This window comes from Psychrobacter sp. LV10R520-6, assembly GCF_900182925.1.
Classification (GTDB): domain Bacteria; phylum Pseudomonadota; class Gammaproteobacteria; order Pseudomonadales; family Moraxellaceae; genus Psychrobacter.
In genome coordinates, this window is record NZ_LT900024.1 from 900,218 (window position 1) to 925,134 (window position 24,917).

Genomic DNA, 24,917 nt, shown 5'->3' on the forward strand with positions numbered 1-24,917 from the left:
GAAGTAATGCTAAGCGCTAAAGGTGTGACTATAGAATTTCTAAGTCACCTGAGCGGTGATGAAGATCAAGCCATAGTCAGCAAGATTATCGCCTGTATTTCTAAGTCACCTGAGCGGTGATGAAGTCTGCAATATCAGCAGGAATAAAGGCTGAGTGTTTCTAAGTCACCTGAGCGGTGATGAAGGTATCGCAATCTGAAATGACTTTCTATCTGGATTTCTAAGTCACCTGAGCGGTGATGAAGAGTATGAGAGTGAGCTAGAGATAATTATCAGATTTCTAAGTCACCTGAGCGGTGATGAAGAATAAGACTGTATTAACACCAATCTCATTACTTTTCTAAGTCACCTGAGCGGTGATGAAGACTTTGAAGGCGTCGAATGGGATATTCGCTACTTTCTAAGTCACCTGAGCGGTGATGAAGTATTCTGTGCAAGAGACCGCTTGTTCTTAGCATTTCTAAGTCACCTGAGCGGTGATGAAGATAAAAAAGAATGGAACGATAAAGCCGGAATGTTTTCTAAGTCACCTGAGCGGTGATGAAGGTCTGAGTAAGCACTGAATGGCTGTGGTTTGCTTTCTAAGTCACCTGAGCGGTGATGAAGTTGACTCAGCATCATCGTAAGTGGTTTCGATATTTCTAAGTCACCTGAGCGGTGATGAAGAAAGATAAAATTTATAGAGTAAATGGCGAGATTTTCTAAGTCACCTGAGCGGTGATGAAGCAGACACTTGATGACATGATGGCGGAGCTGCATTTCTAAGTCACCTGAGCGGTGATGAAGAGTCGGAAGACGAGCAAGGCGACCCGTTCGCATTTCTAAGTCACCTGAGCGGTGATGAAGACAGTCGTTAGCGGGTTCGGGAAATACATCAGTTTCTAAGTCACCTGAGCGGTGATGAAGGCGTTTTCAAATACGTTTTCACTGGATTTTTATTTCTAAGTCACCTGAGCGGTGATGAAGCTTCAACATAGTCATCAATCTGAAACTTAGAATTTCTAAGTCACCTGAGCGGTGATGAAGTTATCAATAACTTTACCTTGACTGTCTTTGTTTTTCTAAGTCACCTGAGCGGTGATGAAGAGTGATAAACACCGGTACCGGAATCGGTAGTATTTCTAAGTCACCTGAGCGGTGATGAAGGCGTCAATAGCATTAGACTTCTCACGCTTCTTTTTCTAAGTCACCTGAGCGGTGATGAAGAAGGGAAGCGTCTTAATATGTGCCCGCTTGCGTTTCTAAGTCACCTGAGCGGTGATGAAGACTACCGCCTACAAAATGGCAGTTTTGGCACTTTTCTAAGTCACCTGAGCGGTGATGAAGTGGGTGTCTCTGGAGGGTATCGCGTACGGTACTTTCTAAGTCACCTGAGCGGTGATGAAGTTAAATTAGTGCGGACGTCTGGAGACTCGAATTTTCTAAGTCACCTGAGCGGTGATGAAGGTTACGCCCTCTAGTAACGCCGCCGCAAAGGTTTTCTAAGTCACCTGAGCGGTGATGAAGAGACGGGTAAGGTAAAACTGTATGACGATCAGTTTCTAAGTCACCTGAGCGGTGATGAAGGTGGTTTGTGGTAACTTAATTTACGACCACTTTTTCTAAGTCACCTGAGCGGTGTGTTTTCTCTATCAAATTTACGTCAATATTCCAGCTATTAGCAAATACTATTTAAAGGATTTACTCTTGCGCATCTAAAATTGGCATGCAATTTTTTAACGATGCTCATAAGTCACCTGAGCGGTGATGAAGGCGGACTCACCTGCTATTAGTGCTAACTGATTTTTCTAAGTCACCTGAGCGGTGATGAAGGTGTAGATACACCTGCTGGGGATTATGCGCTATTTCTAAGTCACCTGAGCGGTGATGAAGTGTTAGGCTTACCTTTTTTTTCATGCTTGATATTTCTAAGTCACCTGAGCGGTGATGAAGATTGGTGATTGCACTCAAAAGCAACGCAGCAATTTCTAAGTCACCTGAGCGGTGATGAAGAGTCGTAACCAAAGTTAATATTATACGTGTTATTTCTAAGTCACCTGAGCGGTGATGAAGAAAAACTAGTAGCACTTGATGTATCAACCAAATTTCTAAGTCACCTGAGCGGTGATGAAGCAAAGATACTAAGATACCATCTATGCTCTCTTTTTCTAAGTCACCTGAGCGGTGATGAAGTGATAAAGTCATTGAAATTAGTTTTAGCGGGTTTTCTAAGTCACCTGAGCGGTGATGAAGGTGTGCAATGGTAGGTGATTATAACAAGTACGTTTCTAAGTCACCTGAGCGGTGATGAAGACGCTTTATCAAATGCAAAGAATGGATTTGAATTTCTAAGTCACCTGAGCGGTGATGAAGGTAGTGATGGATAAGAATGGCAAGCCTAGCGATTTCTAAGTCACCTGAGCGGTGATGAAGATTTAATAGCTCGCCCATTTTTATCTACCTTTTTTCTAAGTCACCTGAGCGGTGATGAAGGCTATGTTGTGAGCATTACCGACACGCTCATATTTCTAAGTCACCTGAGCGGTGATGAAGTGCTTCATAGTGAAGGCATAAAACAAGCTGAGTTTCTAAGTCACCTGAGCGGTGATGAAGACTATACCAGCCTCACAAGAAGCAATGTTTGATTTCTAAGTCACCTGAGCGGTGATGAAGAAGGTTCGCAAGAATGGCTAGACGCTCGATTATTTCTAAGTCACCTGAGCGGTGATGAAGTGACAGTATAATATATATAGACTAATATATACTTTCTAAGTCACCTGAGCGGTGATGAAGATTGTGACCAGCAAGTCAGTGACGGTCAAGGCTTTCTAAGTCACCTGAGCGGTGATGAAGTTTGGTATTAACAACACGCGAACAGCATGGCATTTCTAAGTCACCTGAGCGGTGATGAAGGCTGATTGTCCTAGGGTGGTAGTGATTGGTACTTTCTAAGTCACCTGAGCGGTGATGAAGTAAAGCAAAAGCTGCTAATTCAATACAAGATATTTCTAAGTCACCTGAGCGGTGATGAAGGTCTTTCGTAATCCGCCTGTATTTTACCTAAATTTCTAAGTCACCTGAGCGGTGATGAAGGTCAATGCAGCTTCAATATCCCCGACAGTATCTTTCTAAGTCACCTGAGCGGTGATGAAGTAGGTTGACAGCGCACTCGTTAGATACCTCAATTTCTAAGTCACCTGAGCGGTGATGAAGCGGATTGCCATCAGCAAAGTTGGCAGCGTCTATTTCTAAGTCACCTGAGCGGTGATGAAGATGAGAAGTATAACGCAAGCGGTTACGGCAAATTTCTAAGTCACCTGAGCGGTGATGAAGTGCTACGCCACCGACCCACAGCGGTGTGAGCATTTCTAAGTCACCTGAGCGGTGATGAAGATATCAAAGCGTTTGCAAACTCATAAACATAATTTCTAAGTCACCTGAGCGGTGATGAAGGTGTAAAGCCACATTGTATCCCGCCGCGTCCATTTCTAAGTCACCTGAGCGGTGATGAAGGGCAACAATAGCGACTATAAGCGCGGTCCCAATTTCTAAGTCACCTGAGCGGTGATGAAGGAGTCCGTGCCTTTAGACAGCGCGTCTATAATTTTCTAAGTCACCTGAGCGGTGATGAAGGGGGGAAAGAAGTCATGAAACTCAGCTACATGTTTCTAAGTCACCTGAGCGGTGATGAAGCTGTTAATCTCCGGTTTATTACCACTAAAAGCTTTCTAAGTCACCTGAGCGGTGATGAAGGCTACAGGACGCGGCGCACGCTGCGGTTATGATTTCTAAGTCACCTGAGCGGTGATGAAGACGACCTGGAGCGCCAGCTATTGGTTAACAGCTTTCTAAGTCACCTGAGCGGTGATGAAGTCTATGCCCATATAATCAAAAAGGGGCTTGTATTTCTAAGTCACCTGAGCGGTGATGAAGCACTCATAGGGACTTCAACACCAACCTCAACATTTCTAAGTCACCTGAGCGGTGATGAAGGTCAGTGCCCTGTATTGCCGTCTTTTTCTATCTTTCTAAGTCACCTGAGCGGTGATGAAGCGGCTGGTCTGCGAATATCGCTTGAGTGAGCTTTTCTAAGTCACCTGAGCGGTGATGAAGTTACGTGTTGATATAAAGCAAGCTAACAAAGATTTCTAAGTCACCTGAGCGGTGATGAAGATATTATGAATGGGACAGAGCCACCGCAAGAATTTCTAAGTCACCTGAGCGGTGATGAAGGGCACTCAAGTACGGCAAGCTTGATGAAACTTTTTCTAAGTCACCTGAGCGGTGATGAAGACATCAAAAACACAATGCCGATTGCGATCACTTTTCTAAGTCACCTGAGCGGTGATGAAGTTCAAACAACTCTTTTTTGTCATCGACCGAATTTTCTAAGTCACCTGAGCGGTGATGAAGCAGTCGAGCCGATAGCAGAGCCGACACCCACCTTTCTAAGTCACCTGAGCGGTGATGAAGTTACATTAAGCGCGAAGTAAAGGTTACACACTTTTCTAAGTCACCTGAGCGGTGATGAAGGTAGAACTTAAGTCAGCCACAGGAACAGTGGATTTCTAAGTCACCTGAGCGGTGATGAAGCGCAAGAACTTAACAAGCGGTTAGTAACACTATTTCTAAGTCACCTGAGCGGTGATGAAGAACTGTCTTGATCCTTCCTCTAAAATGAGGTTTCTAAGTCACCTGAGCGGTGATGAAGCGTTATTTGGCTGACTCTCCATGCGTTTATCATTTCTAAGTCACCTGAGCGGTGATGAAGTCAAGCGGTTGGAAGTCATAATTAACCTGGGTTTTCTAAGTCACCTGAGCGGTGATGAAGATCACTAAAAATTTGTACTTGAAGAAATGGTGTTTCTAAGTCACCTGAGCGGTGATGAAGCCCAAGCCGCTGTTGCACCAGTAGCCATACCTTTTCTAAGTCACCTGAGCGGTGATGAAGGTTGCAGCAATGTGATGTGGCTTTCATTATCAGTTTCTAAGTCACCTGAGCGGTGATGAAGCGCAGATTTGAGCAAACAGCCGCTAACATGATTTTCTAAGTCACCTGAGCGGTGATGAAGACATCAGTCCATTTGATATTGCCAAGTCTCAATTTCTAAGTCACCTGAGCGGTGATGAAGGCAAATGTGTGACTCAGTAAAAGTAATTAAGTTTTCTAAGTCACCTGAGCGGTGATGAAGGCATAATCTATGTGCCTTTGCTTCTCTACAATTTTCTAAGTCACCTGAGCGGTGATGAAGACGCATCGGTAATCGACGGTTTACGCCAAGTATTTCTAAGTCACCTGAGCGGTGATGAAGAATTAGGCCGCCCGCTTGTATATGCTCGAAAATTTCTAAGTCACCTGAGCGGTGATGAAGTTTAGGTGGGCTTTTTTACGTTTTGGCTTACATTTCTAAGTCACCTGAGCGGTGATGAAGGATCACCGCCCCTATGAACAAAGACGGCAGCCTTTCTAAGTCACCTGAGCGGTGATGAAGTTGAAGTGGGTTTGGTTTGCGAGATTGAAGGATTTCTAAGTCACCTGAGCGGTGATGAAGTTTTTATTGATAGTCTTATTCGTAGGCTTAGTTTTCTAAGTCACCTGAGCGGTGATGAAGTATCACTCTCATTTTGATAACGAGCCGATAACTTTCTAAGTCACCTGAGCGGTGATGAAGCTAGCTATTGTCACCACTAATAATAACGAGAATTTCTAAGTCACCTGAGCGGTGATGAAGTAGTTTTAATGCTATTGCTAGCTGTTAATGCTTTTCTAAGTCACCTGAGCGGTGATGAAGGACAGTGATACTATAGAATACTATCAAAGCATTTTCTAAGTCACCTGAGCGGTGATGAAGGTGCAAGCCCTGATAGATTGATAGGCGCTGATTTTCTAAGTCACCTGAGCGGTGATGAAGGCTTGGTTTTCTGTTCGGTCTTTTCTTCAGCATTTCTAAGTCACCTGAGCGGTGATGAAGTTAGCAGACGCTGAGGAAGAAGACGAACAGATTTTCTAAGTCACCTGAGCGGTGATGAAGTTGGGCTTGTGTTTTTGCTGGCGTCAGCACTTTTTCTAAGTCACCTGAGCGGTGATGAAGCCTTATCGCTCTTAACCCACTCTTCGCGCTGATTTCTAAGTCACCTGAGCGGTGATGAAGCTTCCGCTTTACCGACATACTCGCTATCATGCTTTCTAAGTCACCTGAGCGGTGATGAAGTCAGTAAGTCAGTGGTGAGTAAGTATGAGTATTTTCTAAGTCACCTGAGCGGTGATGAAGCGGTGGTCGCATTACTAGGGCGGGATTTGTTGTTTCTAAGTCACCTGAGCGGTGATGAAGGCATGGGCGGTGAGCATGAGTGATATTGACATTTTCTAAGTCACCTGAGCGGTGATGAAGCGGCTGCCTAACTTCATTTTGTAATGCTTGTATTTCTAAGTCACCTGAGCGGTGATGAAGCACAACAAGCCTTTAGGTGTCATCGTCCGACTTTTCTAAGTCACCTGAGCGGTGATGAAGACTCGTTATATGTTTTCGTATATTTTGTCCAGTTTCTAAGTCACCTGAGCGGTGATGAAGCCAAGCATTCCTGAACCAACGCTAATCATTGATTTCTAAGTCACCTGAGCGGTGATGAAGATCAAACGGGTTAATAAAATCAGTGTGAGCTATTTCTAAGTCACCTGAGCGGTGATGAAGAAACAGCTTGTGAATGTCATAATCTTTCTGCGTTTCTAAGTCACCTGAGCGGTGATGAAGCTATTGGCCGATATGGGCAGCGCAATCGAGATTTTCTAAGTCACCTGAGCGGTGATGAAGTTGGGGACAGCCGTATCAACTGGGACGCCCTATTTCTAAGTCACCTGAGCGGTGATGAAGAGGTTCCATATTATTCTCCTAATTACCCAAACTTTCTAAGTCACCTGAGCGGTGATGAAGACCCATTGCCTTTTTTTGTGTCTAAATTTTGATTTCTAAGTCACCTGAGCGGTGATGAAGCAAGGCTGGAAGTTTATGGCATGTTTGAAGCTTTTCTAAGTCACCTGAGCGGTGATGAAGCTCAAGAAGTTTGTATGCGTATTCCGGTAAATTTTCTAAGTCACCTGAGCGGTGATGAAGTGGGCGAGGTCACAGCGTGTTATTTTTGCATCTTTCTAAGTCACCTGAGCGGTGATGAAGACATGGAAGTGATGCTGTACTAACCCCCTAATTTTCTAAGTCACCTGAGCGGTGATGAAGTTATGCGTCTTGGCTTGTCCAGAAAGGGGTTGTTTCTAAGTCACCTGAGCGGTGATGAAGGCTTTAAGGCATATTGACTTTTGCCATTCCTATTTCTAAGTCACCTGAGCGGTGATGAAGCCATTACTCCAGCGGAAGCTGGGCAAATCAGTTTTCTAAGTCACCTGAGCGGTGATGAAGCGCATGATGGTCGGGCTAAAGACCCTTCATTGTTTCTAAGTCACCTGAGCGGTGATGAAGGCCAAGTGATTGCCGCTGACGACTTTTTAACCTTTCTAAGTCACCTGAGCGGTGATGAAGTCCTATATTGAGCTGGGTAGCTGCTGGTAGTTTTTCTAAGTCACCTGAGCGGTGATGAAGTTGTGCGCTTGCTTGGCGTCCCCTGTCAGCTTTTTCTAAGTCACCTGAGCGGTGATGAAGCTTCGTTGCGCGGGCTTGGGTCAGGCAAGTAATTTCTAAGTCACCTGAGCGGTGATGAAGATGAAGATGAAGATGCATTGATGATAGATAGGGCGGTATTTCTAAGTCACCTGAGCGGTGATGAAGTAACTGGTGCGGTCGAGGCGGTTTCTGCTAATTTTCTAAGTCACCTGAGCGGTGATGAAGCCTTTGCCCTCCAGTTAACATCTTTTGTCTATTTCTAAGTCACCTGAGCGGTGATGAAGTTTACACTAGTATTAATGGGTTACGCATTGTTTTTCTAAGTCACCTGAGCGGTGATGAAGATATTCAAGTTTTTCAGCTGTTCTTCTCTGTTTTTCTAAGTCACCTGAGCGGTGATGAAGTGGTGACCATGTAGCTTTAGTAAAACGTGGGCTTTCTAAGTCACCTGAGCGGTGATGAAGCTAATTGGTTTGCTTGGGGTATTAGTGATTGATTTCTAAGTCACCTGAGCGGTGATGAAGCAAGCCATAAGTAAATCGCTCATTAGATAATATTTCTAAGTCACCTGAGCGGTGATGAAGGGGGTAGCGCCCAATTCACTTTTAAAATAAATTTTCTAAGTCACCTGAGCGGTGATGAAGGATGAAATTAATGCGGTATGGGAAAACGCTCTTTTCTAAGTCACCTGAGCGGTGATGAAGAAGCCACTGACGGCTTTTTATTATCAATCTGTGTTTCTAAGTCACCTGAGCGGTGATGAAGTTGACATTGTTAATCCTTTGTTGGTTAGTAGTTTTCTAAGTCACCTGAGCGGTGATGAAGTTGACATTGTTAATCCTTTGTTGGTTAGTAGTTTTCTAAGTCACCTGAGCGGTGATGAAGCAAGTAGCTTGATAACTACATCTTGCCAGTTCTTTCTAAGTCACCTGAGCGGTGATGAAGACTAGCCCACCCAAAAAGTGGCGATTTGATAGATTTCTAAGTCACCTGAGCGGTGATGAAGATTTTTAACTCAATAACTAACAAAGTTAACGATTTCTAAGTCACCTGAGCGGTGATGAAGTCCGCGACTGCTCAACAGGTCATCAAGGATATTTTCTAAGTCACCTGAGCGGTGATGAAGGTTTGATGCTGACACGCTTTTCGATATGTATGATTTCTAAGTCACCTGAGCGGTGATGAAGACTGTATCGTCATCTAATAGATCGCACTCACCTTTCTAAGTCACCTGAGCGGTGATGAAGCGAGTGGTGCTTTATTCAATGGGCGTTTTTATTTTCTAAGTCACCTGAGCGGTGATGAAGCATTGACACCCTCTGTCAACCATGGACGAGCATTTCTAAGTCACCTGAGCGGTGATGAAGCAAGTTTAGATAACATCATGGGTAACACGCGATTTCTAAGTCACCTGAGCGGTGATGAAGAGTGGCAGTTAAGGGGTTATATGTGGCTGTATTTTCTAAGTCACCTGAGCGGTGATGAAGTGAGCGCAAGGAGACCGACTTATCAGACAGATTTTCTAAGTCACCTGAGCGGTGATGAAGAGATGTGCAAGACAGGCATGGTTATGGCACATTTTCTAAGTCACCTGAGCGGTGATGAAGAACTCATCAGCATAACGGTTGTATATCTTGGTTTTCTAAGTCACCTGAGCGGTGATGAAGTCAAACGTCAGTGCTGACATTCAAACGGTTAGTTTCTAAGTCACCTGAGCGGTGATGAAGCTAAAGCGGTATTGTACTTAGACGGCTTATAATTTCTAAGTCACCTGAGCGGTGATGAAGGAATATGCCTTTGACAGCAATGTTGTCGCTAATTTCTAAGTCACCTGAGCGGTGATGAAGTTTGTGGGTTTGAGGCATCTCTATACTCATCGTTTCTAAGTCACCTGAGCGGTGATGAAGAGTTGTCGAATGGCTTTGCAAAGAAGTCGATATTTCTAAGTCACCTGAGCGGTGATGAAGCACTGTAACCGGCACCACCATGCGAGCAAATGTTTCTAAGTCACCTGAGCGGTGATGAAGGCGGCGATGGGTTCCCGATGATAGCCAAGCATTTTCTAAGTCACCTGAGCGGTGATGAAGGTTAGGGCCGCAGTTTGACGGGCTTCTTCCGATTTCTAAGTCACCTGAGCGGTGATGAAGACTTAATGGCAGATATAAACAACCTTGGATCATTTCTAAGTCACCTGAGCGGTGATGAAGGATGCTGAGAAATCAAAGAACAGACCATTGGTTTTCTAAGTCACCTGAGCGGTGATGAAGTCTTGCGGTAATGGTAGGCTTAGATTGCTTGCTTTCTAAGTCACCTGAGCGGTGATGAAGTACTTGGCTTAACTGAGCCTAAGCCTGACATTTTTCTAAGTCACCTGAGCGGTGATGAAGACTGAGACAGGACAAGCATATCACGGGCAATGTTTCTAAGTCACCTGAGCGGTGATGAAGAAAACCCATCTGCGGAACTCTTTTGCTTTGTCTTTCTAAGTCACCTGAGCGGTGATGAAGCTCTGACGGCTTGACTGTGGGGTAATCATTTTTTTCTAAGTCACCTGAGCGGTGATGAAGCACTTGATGAAACACAAGGCGGTATAGGTCGTTTTCTAAGTCACCTGAGCGGTGATGAAGTCAAACGCTGAAGCTGGACATGCTCCATCTATTTTCTAAGTCACCTGAGCGGTGATGAAGATTCTAAAACTGGATCAGCGGGACATTGTGCATTTCTAAGTCACCTGAGCGGTGATGAAGAAAAGCGAACATAAGCAGACTAACTATTATTATTTCTAAGTCACCTGAGCGGTGATGAAGCTGCCGTCCAATTGAGTTGTTGACGCTTAAATTTTCTAAGTCACCTGAGCGGTGATGAAGGCGACAATAAATAGAGAAGTTAGTTTTGCTAGTTTCTAAGTCACCTGAGCGGTGATGAAGTTTTGTCTCCTGTCTTGTAGTTTTTAAATGCTTTTCTAAGTCACCTGAGCGGTGATGAAGACCAGATGGAAACTGACCAATTATTTCACTGCTTTCTAAGTCACCTGAGCGGTGATGAAGTAAAGATTAGAGCACCAGTTGCACCAGTTGCATTTCTAAGTCACCTGAGCGGTGATGAAGTAATTCATTGGATAGCCTCACGGTAAGAGTAATTTCTAAGTCACCTGAGCGGTGATGAAGTACATTTGAATTGAGCTCTATCTTCCCTATAATTTCTAAGTCACCTGAGCGGTGATGAAGTTAACCCCTGTTGCGTCATACCAAGCACAAGTTTTCTAAGTCACCTGAGCGGTGATGAAGAATTTAAGTCAGTCTGAGCTGATGTTCTATATTTTCTAAGTCACCTGAGCGGTGATGAAGATGTAAGACATCAGGCTCTTTTTTATGACGATTTTCTAAGTCACCTGAGCGGTGATGAAGTCTTACATGCTTATGAGCTTGATTATCAAGATTTTCTAAGTCACCTGAGCGGTGATGAAGACCAATCGCCACCACAGAGGGGATGACTTGGATTTCTAAGTCACCTGAGCGGTGATGAAGCCTTAATCATCATCATGCCTTTGTCAGTCTGATTTCTAAGTCACCTGAGCGGTGATGAAGCAAAAGCATACAAAGGGGATCCCGGCCCAAAATTTCTAAGTCACCTGAGCGGTGATGAAGTCAATGGGGTGTTTTTGGTGATTCGCCTCTATTTCTAAGTCACCTGAGCGGTGATGAAGCCGAGGGTGAAAAAGGCAGGCTGTGCTTTGTATTTCTAAGTCACCTGAGCGGTGATGAAGGAGCAAACTTGCAACATACCTTCGTTTGGAAATTTCTAAGTCACCTGAGCGGTGATGAAGAGGAATTATACCTCTAAAAAACCAGTTATGACAAGGTATGGAGAGCAAAATACCCTATTTTACCCTCCATTTTTTGCCTTATCATAACTTTATGATAAATAAGCGAATTTTTAAATAATCTAAAAAAAAGGTTTTTACTCCTAGTTTTTGGGTAATTCGTCATTACCATGAAAGCAAGTTACCAATGTGGCACGGTAACCTGACCTATTTTATTATTCATACCATAAACATTGAACGTGCCTTTACAAGCGCTGGCAGTTACTTCTTGAAAAATTGCCAGTTTATAAGGTTGTTGATTGGTCTCACTTTTTAAGTTGATATGAGGATAGGGCTTATTATCCTGTTTATGCGCAGCACAGTGTACAAGCGCATCTTCAAGGCTGATGTCTTTATGTTTGGCAAATTCTTCAGCTTGCTTGAGCGGATTTTTTGGACGATAGCGGCTGACCACCAGATGACTTTTTGTCTTATCACCGACCTCGATAATACTTTTAATATGCACATAATCAGTTAGTCTTGATAGCCAACCGTTGAGATTTAGTGTTTCTAAATCCTTTTGGCTGAGCGCAAACACTCGCAGCTTAAGCCCAAGCTTGGATGATTTACCCTTGTCATCATAATGATAATCAGGAAAGCTGACACCAATTGACTCGATGCCATGCTTGTTTTTGATCTCAGCTAAGCCGATATGCAACTGTGTAAACAGCTTACTCCAGATAAAGTAGGGTGCAATATCAGGATCGGGAATAATAGTGATTTCTTGGTAATGCGTCAGTTGACTCATGGTTTACTCCTTACCGCTGGCACCGAACACGCCGCCACGAATAAGTACGCCCATTACATAGTGTTGCTGGTTGGCGTCTGGCGCTTCACCTTTGAGTACCCAGTTATCAAATAGGCTATAAAAGTCCATTTTGTCTTTAGGTTGGCGAAATGCAGTACCCATAGTTGTCACTGCGCCATATGGTTCGATGGCAATAGGGAATTTGGCATTAGGGTACCAATCATCAATAGTGCGAATGGCGTTACTGACTTTTTGCGAGTGCATGCCAGCATTATCTTCAGAGCCCTTTCGGTCACTGACACGATATAATACTTTGCTCTTTTTACTGCCGGTATCAAGGATTAGCTCTTGTGATGGATAGACCTCTTGACCATAACCGATGACCGCTTGAGCTTCTATATATAGAATAATAAACGCTTCATCATTTAGCCCCGCTTTAATCCAGTCAGCAACTTGCTTAATATTGGCATCATCCATGTCAAAATTGTTAATGCTGTAGTTCTTTGCATCATCAATAGTGATCGTTTTCTCGTTACACTTAACAGTTACTTTAATGCTTTCAGTACCAACACGATTTCGCCATAACCAACGAGCGTTTAGAATATTAATCGCATAGCGGTGAGCTAACTCGTCTAACCCTTGGTTGCTTATATAGTCAGTGACGACTTGCTGTAATGCTTGTTGATAATCTTGGTCATTACAGACATTTGGCTTGCCCGTAAACGGTAGAACTTTGACACTAAAACGAGCGATTAAGATGTCATTTGATTCATCCAAGGATGCTGAGTCGACCTTTTGTAAATTGGCTTTTTCAGTCTCGGCATCTAGTTTGGTAGGGTCGTTAGTAATGGTGCTTTTTAGACGATTGCTAATCGTACCACGAACGGATTTTTCTTTGATCACCACCGGTGTCCGTGTAGATTCTTTATTTTTATCAGTATCGGCTTGACTGTTAGTCTGCCAGAGATAAGCATCTGAGACATCAAGGTTGCGTTCAAATGCAAGAACAGATGCGGTTTTTAAAGTGGGTTTTGACATGGGATTCTCCATAGTTGTTATAGTCATTGTGCTGAAAGACTTGGATGTTATTTAGTTTTCAAAAGACGGCTGTTATTAAAGCTAAGATCAGTGGTGTTAGTCGTCATCAGACTGGGTGACTAAATACAGGTTATTAGATTCGTCATACTGTTGGTACCAAAGCGCATCTGCTAAGTCTTTGATACGATATGGGAACACCCATTTGCCAAGTCCATAGATGGCTTCGACGTATTGGCTAGGATATTCAGGGTTACGGACATTTTGCATATCACCGGCATCATATAAGTCTGAAATACCTTGATGACCAATGGGAATAGGGACTAACCACCCTCTACCTTGTTTGGAGGATTGCGTCTCCCAACGGGTCGTTCCATTGCCATTATCAATGGGAGTATGCTCTAAGGTGGCTGTATTGATTAACGCATCTAAAGCGGTGGCTTCTGGATTATGCTGTTGTAATTGTGCGGTAATATCGATTAGATCTTGTTGCGCGTTCATTAAAATAAATGCGGGAAGTAAATGACGAGTAAAATCATTAATGTCTTCTGCTGGTAAATAGGTAACGGCATTAAATCTGTCTAGACCATGGACGCTGCCACCTGCTATCCGTTGTTGCTGTATTTTGATTTCAACAGTTTTTAATAGTTGGTCGATCTGTTCCTCTTCAAGTATAAAATCATCCGCATAGACCCCGACGATCAATGACACTTTTAGATGACAACGGCCCTCTTCAATGATTGAAGCCGTTTTGCCAGATTTTAGGATAGGATTACGAGTTTGGTTAAAGGTATATTCTTTATAGTTTTCCTCACGGTATATCTGCGGTAGACACTCATAGCAACCTATCAGGACACCGTCTAAATGCATCTGTTCAAGTCCTGATACCTGCCCAATTTTACGACTGAGCGCATGGATGGCGCCTGTAAAACCAGTGATCGCCGGAAATCCATAAGTTATCGGACTGGATATCGCATTGGCATCTTGAATACGGATGTTCTTAATCAAGATATGGCCAACCAGTTCTTTGTCAGGATAGATATAACTCATTTGAATGCTCCTTGACCCATACGTTTAGACTCTTTTAACGCGGCTTGCATCTCATTCTCCCACTGGGTTTGTTCGGCGTCAGCAAAGTCGTCTTTGATTTTGGGAAACTCCTTTTTCAGTAAGTTTTGTAGCCAAGCTGCAAATCGCTGTTCTATTTCTTGTTGCCAATAGCCGTTGTCAAAGTCAGTTTTAAACGTGTCTTCGTCCATTAGCTCTTTACGATAAGGATCAAGCCAAAGCTTTTCAGCATAATCAAGCTGATATTCAGCTGACCAGCCAGCAGGTCGATTGTTCTGAACGCTGTTCGCCACAGTCAGTATCTGTAGTAGCAGCTCGTCCAAGAGTGACTTGCGGGTGTCTCGTATTGTCACGTTGTTATAATTAGTTTTAATAATCTTGTACAAGGCATCTAGTGTCTTTCTAGTTTTATAAGCCATTGTTTTAGAATTAAAGATACTACTGGCATTTTTACTAAATGATAAATCTTGTGATTGTGTAAAACTGGGAGGCAGGGAAGGGAGGAGATAGTTTCTACCACTCTGTTTGCTGATGAGTTTGCTAATGTTTTGTGGTTTGGTGCCACCCAGTTGCAACACAGCTAAATCATGTATCGTGATATAAGGCTGTTGTTCAGCTGTTTTTTTGTGTCGATTATCGCGAGCAAGTTTATTCTCTTCAGAGAATTTTAGATGGTTAATATGTCGAAACAGCTCATGAGTTAATACAGAGGGATATAAAGGAATAATAGTATGATAATCCGCTGTAGTAGTAGCTGTAATTGAGTCTTCGCTGCACTCAAGAGGCCATAGTAATTGTTTATTACGCTCATGGGTGGACGGATTATCAATTTGTCTGGTTAAGGTACTAACAAATACCTGTTGATATACGTCTGATAAAGTTTGTTCCTCAGCGAAGCTACCAGATAGAGCAGGATGATTAGTCAGCAGTAAATCACGAACAGTCAGTTTTGGAGATTTATGATCCGCACTAGCACCATCAGTAACGCCATCTCTAGTAATCGTCCAATCAAACAAACCGGCTAATGGTAGTGCCGCTGCGTTGCCATTAGCATCCATCAAGCCGCTAATAAGACTATGAGTACCCATAAAGTCATGCTGAGGTTGGCTTCGAAAGTTGACGTTGTCGCCCTTAGCGTTTGGATGAACACCTTTTGAGATATGGGTGCCGAAGTTAAGCTGGGTTGCCATTGTCTTGGCTTCTATCATCCAATTGACTTTGTTAAATTTCTCCTTAAAAGGGCCTAGCTGCGACTGCAATTCACTAATATCAGCAAAGTCTTTAGATTCCTCTGCTTTAACAAGTTTCTTTTGAATGGACTCTGTTTTTTTATCGTATTGCGACTGCAAAAAATTATCAATGGCCTGTTTAACCTGAGCTTGGGTGATATTTTTCATTTTGTAACCCTTGAATTGTTCAAAAGTAATGATTTAACTTGTAATTAGACTAACATAGTTTTATATATGATTGCCACTATAACGTTAGTAAAATTCATATTGATAATATTGACATTTTTTTGTATATTTAGATTAATGGTGCTAATATCTTCTCACTATCATAAAGATAGCTTAGAAAACTATTAGGTTAGTTAAGTTCATAACCTTTCACCACCGCACAGGTGGCTTATCAGATTGCTATTACTTACGCATGGCGTTATTATAACGCTATGCCTTACCAACTATAGGACAATTATTATGATTGCCTCTTTTGCTGATAAGGCGACAGCAGCAGTATATTTTGGCAAACGAGCCAAACGTATTGCACCCGATATTTATAGTCGTGCAAGAGCCAAACTGCATGTACTAAATGTCACGGACAATCTTGACGATCTGCGCCTACCGCCGAGCAACCACCTTGAAAAGTTAACAGGTGATCGTAACGGTCAATATAGTATTCGCATCAACCAACAATGGCGCATCTGCTTTGAATGGCATGATGGTTACGCTGAGAACGTCGAGATAGTCGATTACCACTAAGGAAATCTGCATGTCTATAACGATGCAAGAAGCTAAAAGCATGGATTTCAGCGATGTTGCCGACACAACGTTACCTGATATTCCATTATTAACACCGGGTGAATACCTTAAAACTGAATTCCTAGATGAACTGGGTTTATCAGCGTATGCGCTTGCCCGTGCCACCCATATGCCAGATTCACGACTTAGTGAAATAATCAATGGCAGACGGACGATAACAGCAGATACGGCGCTGAGATTGGCAAAATACTTCGGTATGTCCGCGCAGTTTTGGCTCAATCTACAAAGTCATTACGATCTTGAGATTACAAGGCGAGAAGTGGCAGACGATATCGATACTATTGAACCTCATGATATGGCATAGCTGATATCGTCAGCCTTAACTATAATCATTCATAAACATACCTTCATCTTTCCAGCAGCCGAAGCGTTCATCAAACAGCCAGCCATTTTTGGAATCATAGACTGACAATACCGCAAATCTTATTAAGATCGTATTGGGGCTTAAATCAGAGAGTTCTGCTTGCACCTCTACTAACGCATCATTTAAATTGTCAGTTAACCATGGAGTTATGTGTGAATTAGCTATAGATAACTTAGTTGGTTTAATTACCTTTTTTACTGAGTTTGCAGACGATATGCCTTTTTCTTTGGCTTGTTCCGCGATATAAACTGAATAATTCTGGTTTTCAAAATCATGATTATCGCTCTGTTCTAAGTCATTTGATGCAGCATATAACAGCTCATTATTGGTCACAGAGGTTTTGAAGTTTATTGGTTCGATAATGTATTCGACCTGTGCTTGTCCGGCCCGAAAAGGAGTTAAACAACTAAGATGGACGTGTGAGCGATTTGAGGTTTGTATGTTTTGCCAATAACCATTAACAACATTGGTTTTATTATTGGTCATCAAGTCTGCCATTACACTGTGTTCTAAATCGCTTAAATAGCGTGCCGCTTCAAACTCAGCTTCTGGCGCTTTGATAATCCTTGGAATAGCATCAACCCGTCTTAGTTCAGAGGCTCTAATGATCTCATTACTATCATGACTGGCTAATAAGAAGCTCGCTTGTTCAAACCCAGGCCGAGTAAATACCTCTGTGCCTATACCTCGATTGGGTTGTTTTAATGACTTGATATTGTATTGCATGATACTGATGTTTGGCAGAATGGCTTGTTTATTAGGGCGATGCCGCCAGACTCTTCCTGCCAGTTGAATGATTGAGCGCATAGAGGAGGGCTCTACGATAGCCCAATCATAATCATGGTCGCGCCCAACTTCGGCGACTGGTGTCGCTAGTACTATAAAAACATGATGGGTTTTATTAGGATGCTGCCGAATGGCTTGATTGATATCGTCATGTTTAAACAAGCAGTTATCATCATCGGAGTCCCTTTTTAGAATAGTATCTAGTTTTTTTTCTAGACGGTTACGTAGAATTAAAACCTGATTGGCGTGGTAACAGCACAAATGATATTGAGTGGTCTCTGCTGCTGGCGTGTTATCGAGATTGAACATAGCGATAGCGGTATTCATCAATGGCTGAATATTGGCCATACGAATCAGACCAATACTCACACGATGTCGGCTGTCCTCTTTAAGGATATTATGATTTTGATGTAACACTTGTGATTGGTTGAGTAACGCTGCCGCAAATGCTTCATAAAAGGTGATATGTTGTTCTTTGTTATACACTATCGATAGAGGTAGGATATCTGCCTGCCGCCGAGTAGGCTGTTGGTTCAGGAAGTCCGTTCTAGCACTGACAAAGTCACTATGATGTTGCTTAAAGTCATGGGTGTCATCACACGGCATGGCGACACAGCGATTTTCATCAAACCAACCACAAATAACTTTAGGAGTGGGCTTTTGCAGTTGCGCATTAAATAACTTTCTACCCGCCAGATAGGCCTCGAACAATCCTTGTACCATATCTGGGGGTAAGGTTGCGGAAGACAGCATCACTCTAGTGCCGAATAATCCTGCTAAATGTATAAGCCTCGATAATGCTGGCAAGTCATTATGATCGAAGTCATCCGGTTCATCTAAAATCAGGTCACTGCTCAGCAGGCGCAATATAGGGGCGATATGCTTCCCTCCTCTTTTACATTCAGAAGCTTGCATGAGGTGATCAATCGTACAAACAACGACTGGCGCAAATAACAGCTCACGAGCTTTTTGACTTTCAATAACTGTGCCTAGACCTAATTCCTCATAATCTGCAATATCAATCTCGCTATCTACCCATTCATCTATTAATGGATTGGCAGACTCACTACCATATACGGACTCATAATTTACGGATTCATAGTTATCTTGGTAATCAGATGGCGTGCTTTGGTTATCTGCATTGTTGCTGTCGGACTCATTTTTAGAGGCTTTGTTTTGGTTCAGCTCAAACAGTTGCTTTTGTGCGCTGCCGCCAACTAAGACAGCGAGTTGATTGGCGTCAAGTTGCAAATCCTCTCTAAAACTAAGCCCTGTTTGTAAGGTTAAGACTCTAAGACCCAACGCAACAGTGATTCTTGCCCCTTTTTTGGGATCGCTTAAACCATACATAATGCGAGCGTTACCGATAGTCTTTCCGGCTCCTGTTGATGCCATATTGACCCCAAAGAAACCATGGCTTTCACTCAACTCACGATACTGATAAGCCAGCTTAAAGGCCTTATTCTGCCATTTAAAGCGTTTGTGAGCGGTGTTTTTGACTAAAGGATCATGTTGGGTAAGTCGGGGTAGTCCTTCGTGGATGGCAGGCAGTGCCCGACAAAACTGCGCGGTAAACTCGCTGACACCGATTAGATGTTCATCCAGTGCTTGTTTAATTTCATTGGTTTGCCGATCAGTATTAGCAGCTAGCTTATCTTTAAACTCAATACTTCCTTGCACTCGTCTTTTGTCATTTGCATCAAGACTTGAATAATTATGGTCACCTATCATCAAACATAACCGGGATAAGTGTAGTAAAAATGGATCGCTGATAGCGTACTGATGCACAGTAGCATGCTGACTAAGTTGTTGTAGCTGCGGATGAAGCGCCGCTTTTTTTGTCCAACGTTTAAGTTTACGTTGCCATAAAGGACTATAAATCACCAGCTCATCAAATTGCCAAAAGCTTGTTTGTTGTGCTTCGGTCATCTCGTCAAAACTTCTAGGATTTCTTACCCAGTAGTCATGAGCTTTTATAACAGCATAGAACTTTTTTTGTTCAGCTTTAAGTTTGGGGTTGTTAGATTTTTTAAGGTTCTTAGCTGTCTTTTCATTGAACCAATATTCGGTGAGCGGAGGTAATCGGTGGTGAGTAACAATTAACCATGCTACCCATCCTGCTAATGGGGGTAGCTGATCCAGTTTGGCCTGTTCTGTTTTCTGTTGTAAGTCCTCTGACGTAAGGGTATTCGAGCTGAGAAAATCCGGTAGGTTTTGTAGTCGTAACAGCCACTGCTCATCGGTTTGACAATCTGTAACGAGCCAAATAAATAACTTAAGTGACACCCACTCATGGCGGTATGGGTCACCCTGAAAGGTAGAGTGAAACAGCTTATGTTGAAAGCCAATAGTAGATTTGCCAATATCATGCAATAGAGCTGCGATAGTTGCGATAATCTGCATACTTTCTAATGATGTCCACTCATTTTCCCACTCTCGGTGCAACAAATTGCGTCTAGTCTGATTCACCGGCACCACACCGATCTCATTAAATTTACGCTTATTACCCACTATCCACACCAGCTCTGTCAGCTGGCGTGATTTATTACGATGACAGCTAACCGCCGTAGACTTGGTCGCTGATTTGCGGAGTAATTGCTTGACCGTTTTTAGCCCATCCTCTGTAATCGCGGTCTGCCATACATTGTTACCAATGCGATTGGCAAAGGTATCTAAGATACGCCGCGTACGACTAAGCGATTTCTTTTCACACTGCGAGACAAAAGTGACAATCATAGTTTTATTTTTATCCGTCTGGTAATAGTTGCCGTCAAATCAAAATTTATACGGTTCTCACCACTCAGTAGTCATAGCAAGTTGTTTGATAACTTCGAACTGATAATCCAGCGCCTTATGCTTAGTAAACATATTAAGACACTCTTGCCGGAACTGCTGCTCACTAAGATTTTCGGCGGCGCAGATGAAGGCGAGGGGTAGCACGAGCGCGTCTTTGATGATATCGGCAATATCGAATACCAATGCACCACGCCGGGTTTTGCCATGCATCACCGCAAAGCCATGCGGAATACCCAACGTCCACGCTGTGGTTGCTCCAAGGCCGTAAGCCAAATAGTTGCCATGATTGAGAAAGCCATTGGCCTTATCAATGCCCTCATGCTCACGAGTAAAGCCATCATAGCCAGTATTCTTTGCGGCCAGCTTATACAGCTTCTTGGTAAGTCGTGCCTCAAGCTGTAGCAAGTGCATAACTTCTTGCTGTTGATCAATCTGACGGATATTATCTTTAAGTAGGGCTTGCACCGCATCAATACTGCTGTCAAAGCCCCATTGTTTTAAGTCGCTATCTTTACTCCAAACCGTTTGTAAGTAAGCGAGACGAGCGTGTTGTAAATGTTTGGCAGCGGTTAAGCGTTTTTCATCATCCCACCACCAACTCATCCAGCCTTGAATATATTCAGTGGGACGATACTCGCTTTGCGGGGTCATCCATTCAATAAAGACTTCACGTTCAGCACCCATAAATAACGGCATACCGCCACCACCGCAAAATCCGACCAGTACTCCCGCTTGCGATAACAATCGCATCGCCGCTTGAGTGATGGATGTCCCTGTGCCAAGCAGTATTGAGGTAGTATTAGCGATAGGAATGTTATAGTACAGATTGGCCTTGTCATCTTCGGTCAGGTATAACACGCGACCGTCTTTTTGCATGACGCGACAATGGGAGAGGTAGTAGATATTGGCACGTTTTGAGTGCAAGATTGTTTTAAGGTCTGAGCTGTCAAAAGCATTGTTGGTATAAGGATTACTAGGCTTTGCCACGTTGACTCCATAACCAAACGCTAACGTATACGCTTGATGTTGTATAATGAGGTGATGGGTATGTTTTTCTGACAAACCATTATGTTTGACTCAAAAACAACAACCAATTAATGTCTATAAAATTACCGTCTAATACCAGTATAAGAAACCAATCAATAAAAAACAAGGGTCGAGTCTATCACGACGACAACTGCTGTCGTGACAGGTTGGGTTTTTATTTTTAACGATCAAACTTACACCACACTTTGCGCCCTAAGCCTGCCACTCAATGTGCTACCATAACAAGCTTATTGTCATGAATATAAATGATGATAAGTGTCGGCGTTTATCGCTCTATTTCTATCACCCACGCCCAGCTAACTTGCGTCTAACTGCTGTGGCATAACCAAAATAGTCAGCCTCCTCGTGAATAACTCTATAAACCAGACTCAAGATTCTGCCTTATCGCCTTTATCCCTGCAGTCCAACTCGCCCTCATGGATTTTGAAATTAACCATCGGCTTAATCGGCATGTTTGCATTTTTACAGGTGTATTCGATCCAAGCGGTGTTGCCCGTACTAATGACGGATTTTTCTGCCACTGAAGTGCAAGCGGGTATGATCGTTGGGGCGACAGTGATGGCGATTGCAATTATGTCACCATTTTTAGGCATGCTCTCTGATGCGGTGGGGCGTAAGTCCTTTATCGTCGGGGCGTTACTGTTCTTAGCGATACCCACCGCTTTAATTGCTCAAAGCCCAAGTATGGGCTGGCTAGGGTTTTTTCGGTTCATGCAGGGACTGTCTGTCCCCGGTATTACGGTGGTGACCATTGCTTATATCGGCGAAGAGTTCGAAGGTCGCGCCGTTACCGATTTGATGTCATTTTATGTCTCAGGCTCAGTGTTTGGCGGCTTTATGGGGCGGTTTTTACTGGGTCATTTACATGAACTCATTGGCTGGCGGCAGGGCTATTATGTGATGGCAGCAATGACGCTGATCGGTGCGTTGTGGGTGGGAAAAATGCTACCGGTATCGCGCTGTTTTGAAGCCAATCCTAACTTTCGCTCAGCCATACAGACGCTTGGCGAACATTTGACCAACCGTTACGTCGTTACTGCCTGCTTGCTTGGCGCCTGCGTATTATTCTCCTTGGTAGGCTGCTTTACCTTTATTAATCTACATCTTGCCAAGACCCCATACGAGCTGAGCACTGGCCAACTGGCCAATATCTTTGCAGTTTATCTGATTGGGGTTGTCATCACTCCACTATCGACCACGCTGCTACGCCGATTTGGTGCTGCGCGGACAGTTCGGGTAGCGGTGATTGTCTCGATGATGGGGGTGCTCTTAACACTCGTGACGCCGCTATGGGGTATCATTGTTGGGCTTGCCATCATGTCCACAGGTGTATTTATTACCCAAGCGGCGACTATCAGTTATATCGCAGTCAATGTCAAAAAAGGACGCTCATTGGCCTCCGGTTTATATTACATGGGCTATTACGCTGGCGGTACCTTGGGCGCATGGCTGTGCGGATTGGCCTATGCCCGCGGAGAATGGAAGCTGACGATATGGCTGTTATTATTGGTACAAGTCTTAGCGCTATTAATAGCAAGCTTTGGAATGATTAAAACCAAAAATCGCGCAACTTAGAGCAGCTTTGACATAGCACAATAAAGCGAGCAGTTAAACGCTAGATATCGAACGGGTAGGCCTATTACACTTACGTAAGCACGCTTTACATGGTACTGGTTTTTTCTTACTATCCATAAGCACGTTATCAAAAATATTTGTCTGTATGACAATAATCCGTTAGTCTTAAAACCAATTACAATGACTCAAAAGTTACTTGTCTATATTTTTATAACGTTACTTTTATAATGTTACTTTTATAACATTCACAAGGAAGTCTAACCTATGTCAAACACTTATCCCAGTGCGCCGTCCGCCTATGAATTCCCATTACTTATCAAGCAATTATTAAACCGTGCCAAAACGGTATCGCTCGACCAAGAAATTGTTTATGCAGATAAAAAACGCCTAACTTACGCTGAGCTGTTTACCCGTATCAATCGCTTGGCCAATGTTTTAGAAAGCTTGAACCTTGCGGCGGGTGATGTGATCGCGGTAATGGATTGGGATAGCCATCGTTATTTAGAATCCTATTTTGCCGTACCGATGTCGCAGTATATTTTACAAACCGTTAATATTCGTCTGTCACCAGAAAAAGTCCTTTACACCATCAACCATGCGAAGCCTAAAGTTCTAATGCTTAACTCTGAGTTTGCTGAGCTGGTGAAGAACTATCAGTTTGAAAATTCTAGTATTGAGCATATTATTTGGCTAGATGATAACGGTATGACCGTTGAAGGGGTGTTTGGTAGTAACCAAAGCCGCGTGGTTGGTGAGTATGAGGCGTTATTAGAAGCTTCTGATGATACCTTTGATTTTCCTGACTTCGATGAAAATACCATTGCCACGACCTTTTATACCTCAGGTACGACCGGCGATCCTAAAGGCGTTTTCTTTAGCCATCGCCAATTGGTACTCCATACTATGGCGGAAGCGGCGTCACTTGGTATGTTACCGAATAAGCAAGGCGTCAGTTATGGGGACGTGTATATGCCTATGACGCCGATGTTCCATGTACATGCATGGGGTTTCCCGTTTACTGCAACCATGACTGGTTTGAAGCAAGTGTATCCGGGCCGCTATGCGCCTGATACTTTGCTCGACTTAATTATCAATGAAAAGGTGAGTATTACTCACTGCGTACCCACAATTTTGCAGATGGTGCTCAAAGAAGCGCAAGACCGTGATGCCAGCTTTAATGGGCTGAAAATGATTATTGGCGGTTCAAGGCTGACCGAAGGCTTAGCAAAATCGGCATTGGCACAAGGGATTGAGGTATATACTGGCTACGGTATGTCTGAGACCGCGCCACTGATTAGCTTGACCGACTTTAGTCTCGATGAGCCTGAGATGAGCGAGGAAGAAGATATCAATCGCCGTTGCATGACTGGCAAGCCGGTTCTAATGGTCGATGCGCAAGTTTGGGGCGAAGACAATCAGTCGGTTGCTACCGGTAAAGACCACACTGGTGAGCTGGTATTGCGCGCGCCGTGGTTAACCCAAAGCTATCTCAAAAATGATGATGCTGGTACTGAGCTGTGGGAAAATGGCTATATGCACACCCAAGATATTGCCTATATGCAACCTGATGGCACTATAAAAATTACGGATCGTCTCAAAGACGTGATTAAATCTGGCGGCGAGTGGATATCATCGTTAGAGATTGAGACCATTTTATCTTTGCATCCGTCAGTCTCTGATGTGGCAGTGATTGGTATTCGTGATAAGCAGTGGGGCGAGCGTCCGCTAGCGTTAGTGGTCCTCAAACCTGATTGCCAAGATACCAGCGCCGATGATATCAAAGCCATTGCTGAGCAAGCGGCCAGTAAAGGCATTATTCCTAAGTATGGTGTGCCCAGCCAGTTCAAATTCGTTGATGAACTGCCTAAAACCTCGGTTGGCAAACACGACAAAAAAGTCATGCGCGAGATGTATGCCAATCAAACGGAAGTGTAAGCACTCAATATTCTATATGCTTAACAGTTGACCTTTATTGCTAGCTCTGCTACATTTTAAACCGATACATAAC

At 43.4% G+C, this 24,917-nt stretch carries 10 protein-coding genes and 2 CRISPR repeat arrays (1 of these 12 cut by a window edge); of the genes, 4 read left to right on the forward strand and 6 right to left on the reverse strand.

The features are described 5' to 3' along the window. Positions 1-1,567: a CRISPR direct-repeat array (repeat unit 28 nt; unit sequence TTTCTAAGTCACCTGAGCGGTGATGAAG); it begins 3,808 nt to the left of the window's first position. Between the two features lie 157 nt (positions 1,568-1,724). Further along, positions 1,725-11,418: a CRISPR direct-repeat array (repeat unit 28 nt; unit sequence TTTCTAAGTCACCTGAGCGGTGATGAAG). A gap of 178 nt (positions 11,419-11,596) precedes the next feature. The 4 genes from cas6f to csy1 form a co-directional block, all read right to left on the reverse strand. Continuing rightward, positions 11,597-12,202 (reverse strand): type I-F CRISPR-associated endoribonuclease Cas6/Csy4, encoded by a 606-nt coding sequence (cas6f, locus tag U1P77_RS03740; protein WP_321156049.1) that lies wholly within the window; start codon positions 12,200-12,202, stop codon positions 11,597-11,599. Between the two features lie 3 nt (positions 12,203-12,205). After that, the gene (gene csy3 / locus U1P77_RS03745; RefSeq protein WP_321156050.1) at positions 12,206-13,240 is read right to left on the reverse strand and encodes a type I-F CRISPR-associated protein Csy3; all 1,035 of its coding nucleotides are present in this window, start codon (positions 13,238-13,240) and stop codon (positions 12,206-12,208) included. A gap of 96 nt (positions 13,241-13,336) precedes the next feature. Next, positions 13,337-14,287, reverse strand: coding sequence for a type I-F CRISPR-associated protein Csy2 (csy2, locus tag U1P77_RS03750; RefSeq protein ID WP_321156051.1), 951 nt, complete (start codon positions 14,285-14,287; stop codon positions 13,337-13,339). Continuing rightward, positions 14,284-15,702 (reverse strand): type I-F CRISPR-associated protein Csy1, encoded by a 1,419-nt coding sequence (gene csy1, locus U1P77_RS03755; protein ID WP_321156052.1) that lies wholly within the window; start codon positions 15,700-15,702, stop codon positions 14,284-14,286. The genes csy2 and csy1 overlap by 4 nt, the downstream gene beginning before the upstream one ends. A gap of 297 nt (positions 15,703-15,999) precedes the next feature. Here csy1 and U1P77_RS03760 point away from each other — a divergent pair, with 297 nt between their 5' ends. Together U1P77_RS03760 and U1P77_RS03765 are read left to right on the forward strand one after the other, a co-directional pair. Then, entirely contained in the window at positions 16,000-16,281 is a 282-nt protein-coding gene (locus tag U1P77_RS03760) for a type II toxin-antitoxin system RelE/ParE family toxin (protein ID WP_321156053.1), read from the forward strand. Positions 16,282-16,291: 10 nt separating this feature from the next. Further along, the gene (locus U1P77_RS03765) at positions 16,292-16,645 is read left to right on the forward strand and encodes a HigA family addiction module antitoxin (protein ID WP_321156054.1); all 354 of its coding nucleotides are present in this window, start codon (positions 16,292-16,294) and stop codon (positions 16,643-16,645) included. A 15-nt stretch (positions 16,646-16,660) separates the two neighbouring features. Here the strand turns inward: U1P77_RS03765 and cas3f are convergent, their stop codons facing one another. Both cas3f and cas1f read right to left on the reverse strand, forming a co-directional pair. Next, the gene (gene cas3f, locus U1P77_RS03770; RefSeq protein WP_321156055.1) at positions 16,661-20,227 is read right to left on the reverse strand and encodes a type I-F CRISPR-associated helicase Cas3f; all 3,567 of its coding nucleotides are present in this window, start codon (positions 20,225-20,227) and stop codon (positions 16,661-16,663) included. A 57-nt stretch (positions 20,228-20,284) separates the two neighbouring features. Then, positions 20,285-21,274, reverse strand: a complete 990-nt coding sequence (gene cas1f / locus U1P77_RS03775; protein ID WP_321156056.1) for a type I-F CRISPR-associated endonuclease Cas1f — start codon at positions 21,272-21,274, stop codon at positions 20,285-20,287. A 405-nt stretch (positions 21,275-21,679) separates the two neighbouring features. Here cas1f and U1P77_RS03780 point away from each other — a divergent pair, with 405 nt between their 5' ends. Then, a complete protein-coding gene (locus U1P77_RS03780; protein ID WP_414479041.1) occupies positions 21,680-22,909 on the forward strand; it encodes an MFS transporter in 1,230 nt (409 codons plus the stop codon). 264 nt (positions 22,910-23,173) lie between these two features. After that, a complete protein-coding gene (locus U1P77_RS03785; protein WP_321156057.1) occupies positions 23,174-24,844 on the forward strand; it encodes a fatty acid--CoA ligase in 1,671 nt (556 codons plus the stop codon). Positions 24,845-24,917 lie beyond the last annotated feature (73 nt).

Excerpts from the sequence above, each read along its gene's own strand:
- csy1 (WP_321156052.1), bottom strand. The coding sequence starts at position 15,702 with ATGAAAAATATCACCCAAGCTCAGGTTAAACAGGCCATTGATAATTTT.
- cas6f (WP_321156049.1), bottom strand. The coding sequence starts at position 12,202 with ATGAGTCAACTGACGCATTACCAAGAAATCACTATTATTCCCGATCCT.
- U1P77_RS03785 (WP_321156057.1), top strand. The coding sequence starts at position 23,174 with ATGTCAAACACTTATCCCAGTGCGCCGTCCGCCTATGAATTCCCATTA.
- cas3f (WP_321156055.1), bottom strand. The coding sequence starts at position 20,227 with ATGATTGTCACTTTTGTCTCGCAGTGTGAAAAGAAATCGCTTAGTCGT.
- csy2 (WP_321156051.1), bottom strand. The coding sequence starts at position 14,287 with ATGAGTTATATCTATCCTGACAAAGAACTGGTTGGCCATATCTTGATT.
- U1P77_RS03765 (WP_321156054.1), top strand. The coding sequence starts at position 16,292 with ATGTCTATAACGATGCAAGAAGCTAAAAGCATGGATTTCAGCGATGTT.
- U1P77_RS03760 (WP_321156053.1), top strand. The coding sequence starts at position 16,000 with ATGATTGCCTCTTTTGCTGATAAGGCGACAGCAGCAGTATATTTTGGC.
- csy3 (WP_321156050.1), bottom strand. The coding sequence starts at position 13,240 with ATGTCAAAACCCACTTTAAAAACCGCATCTGTTCTTGCATTTGAACGC.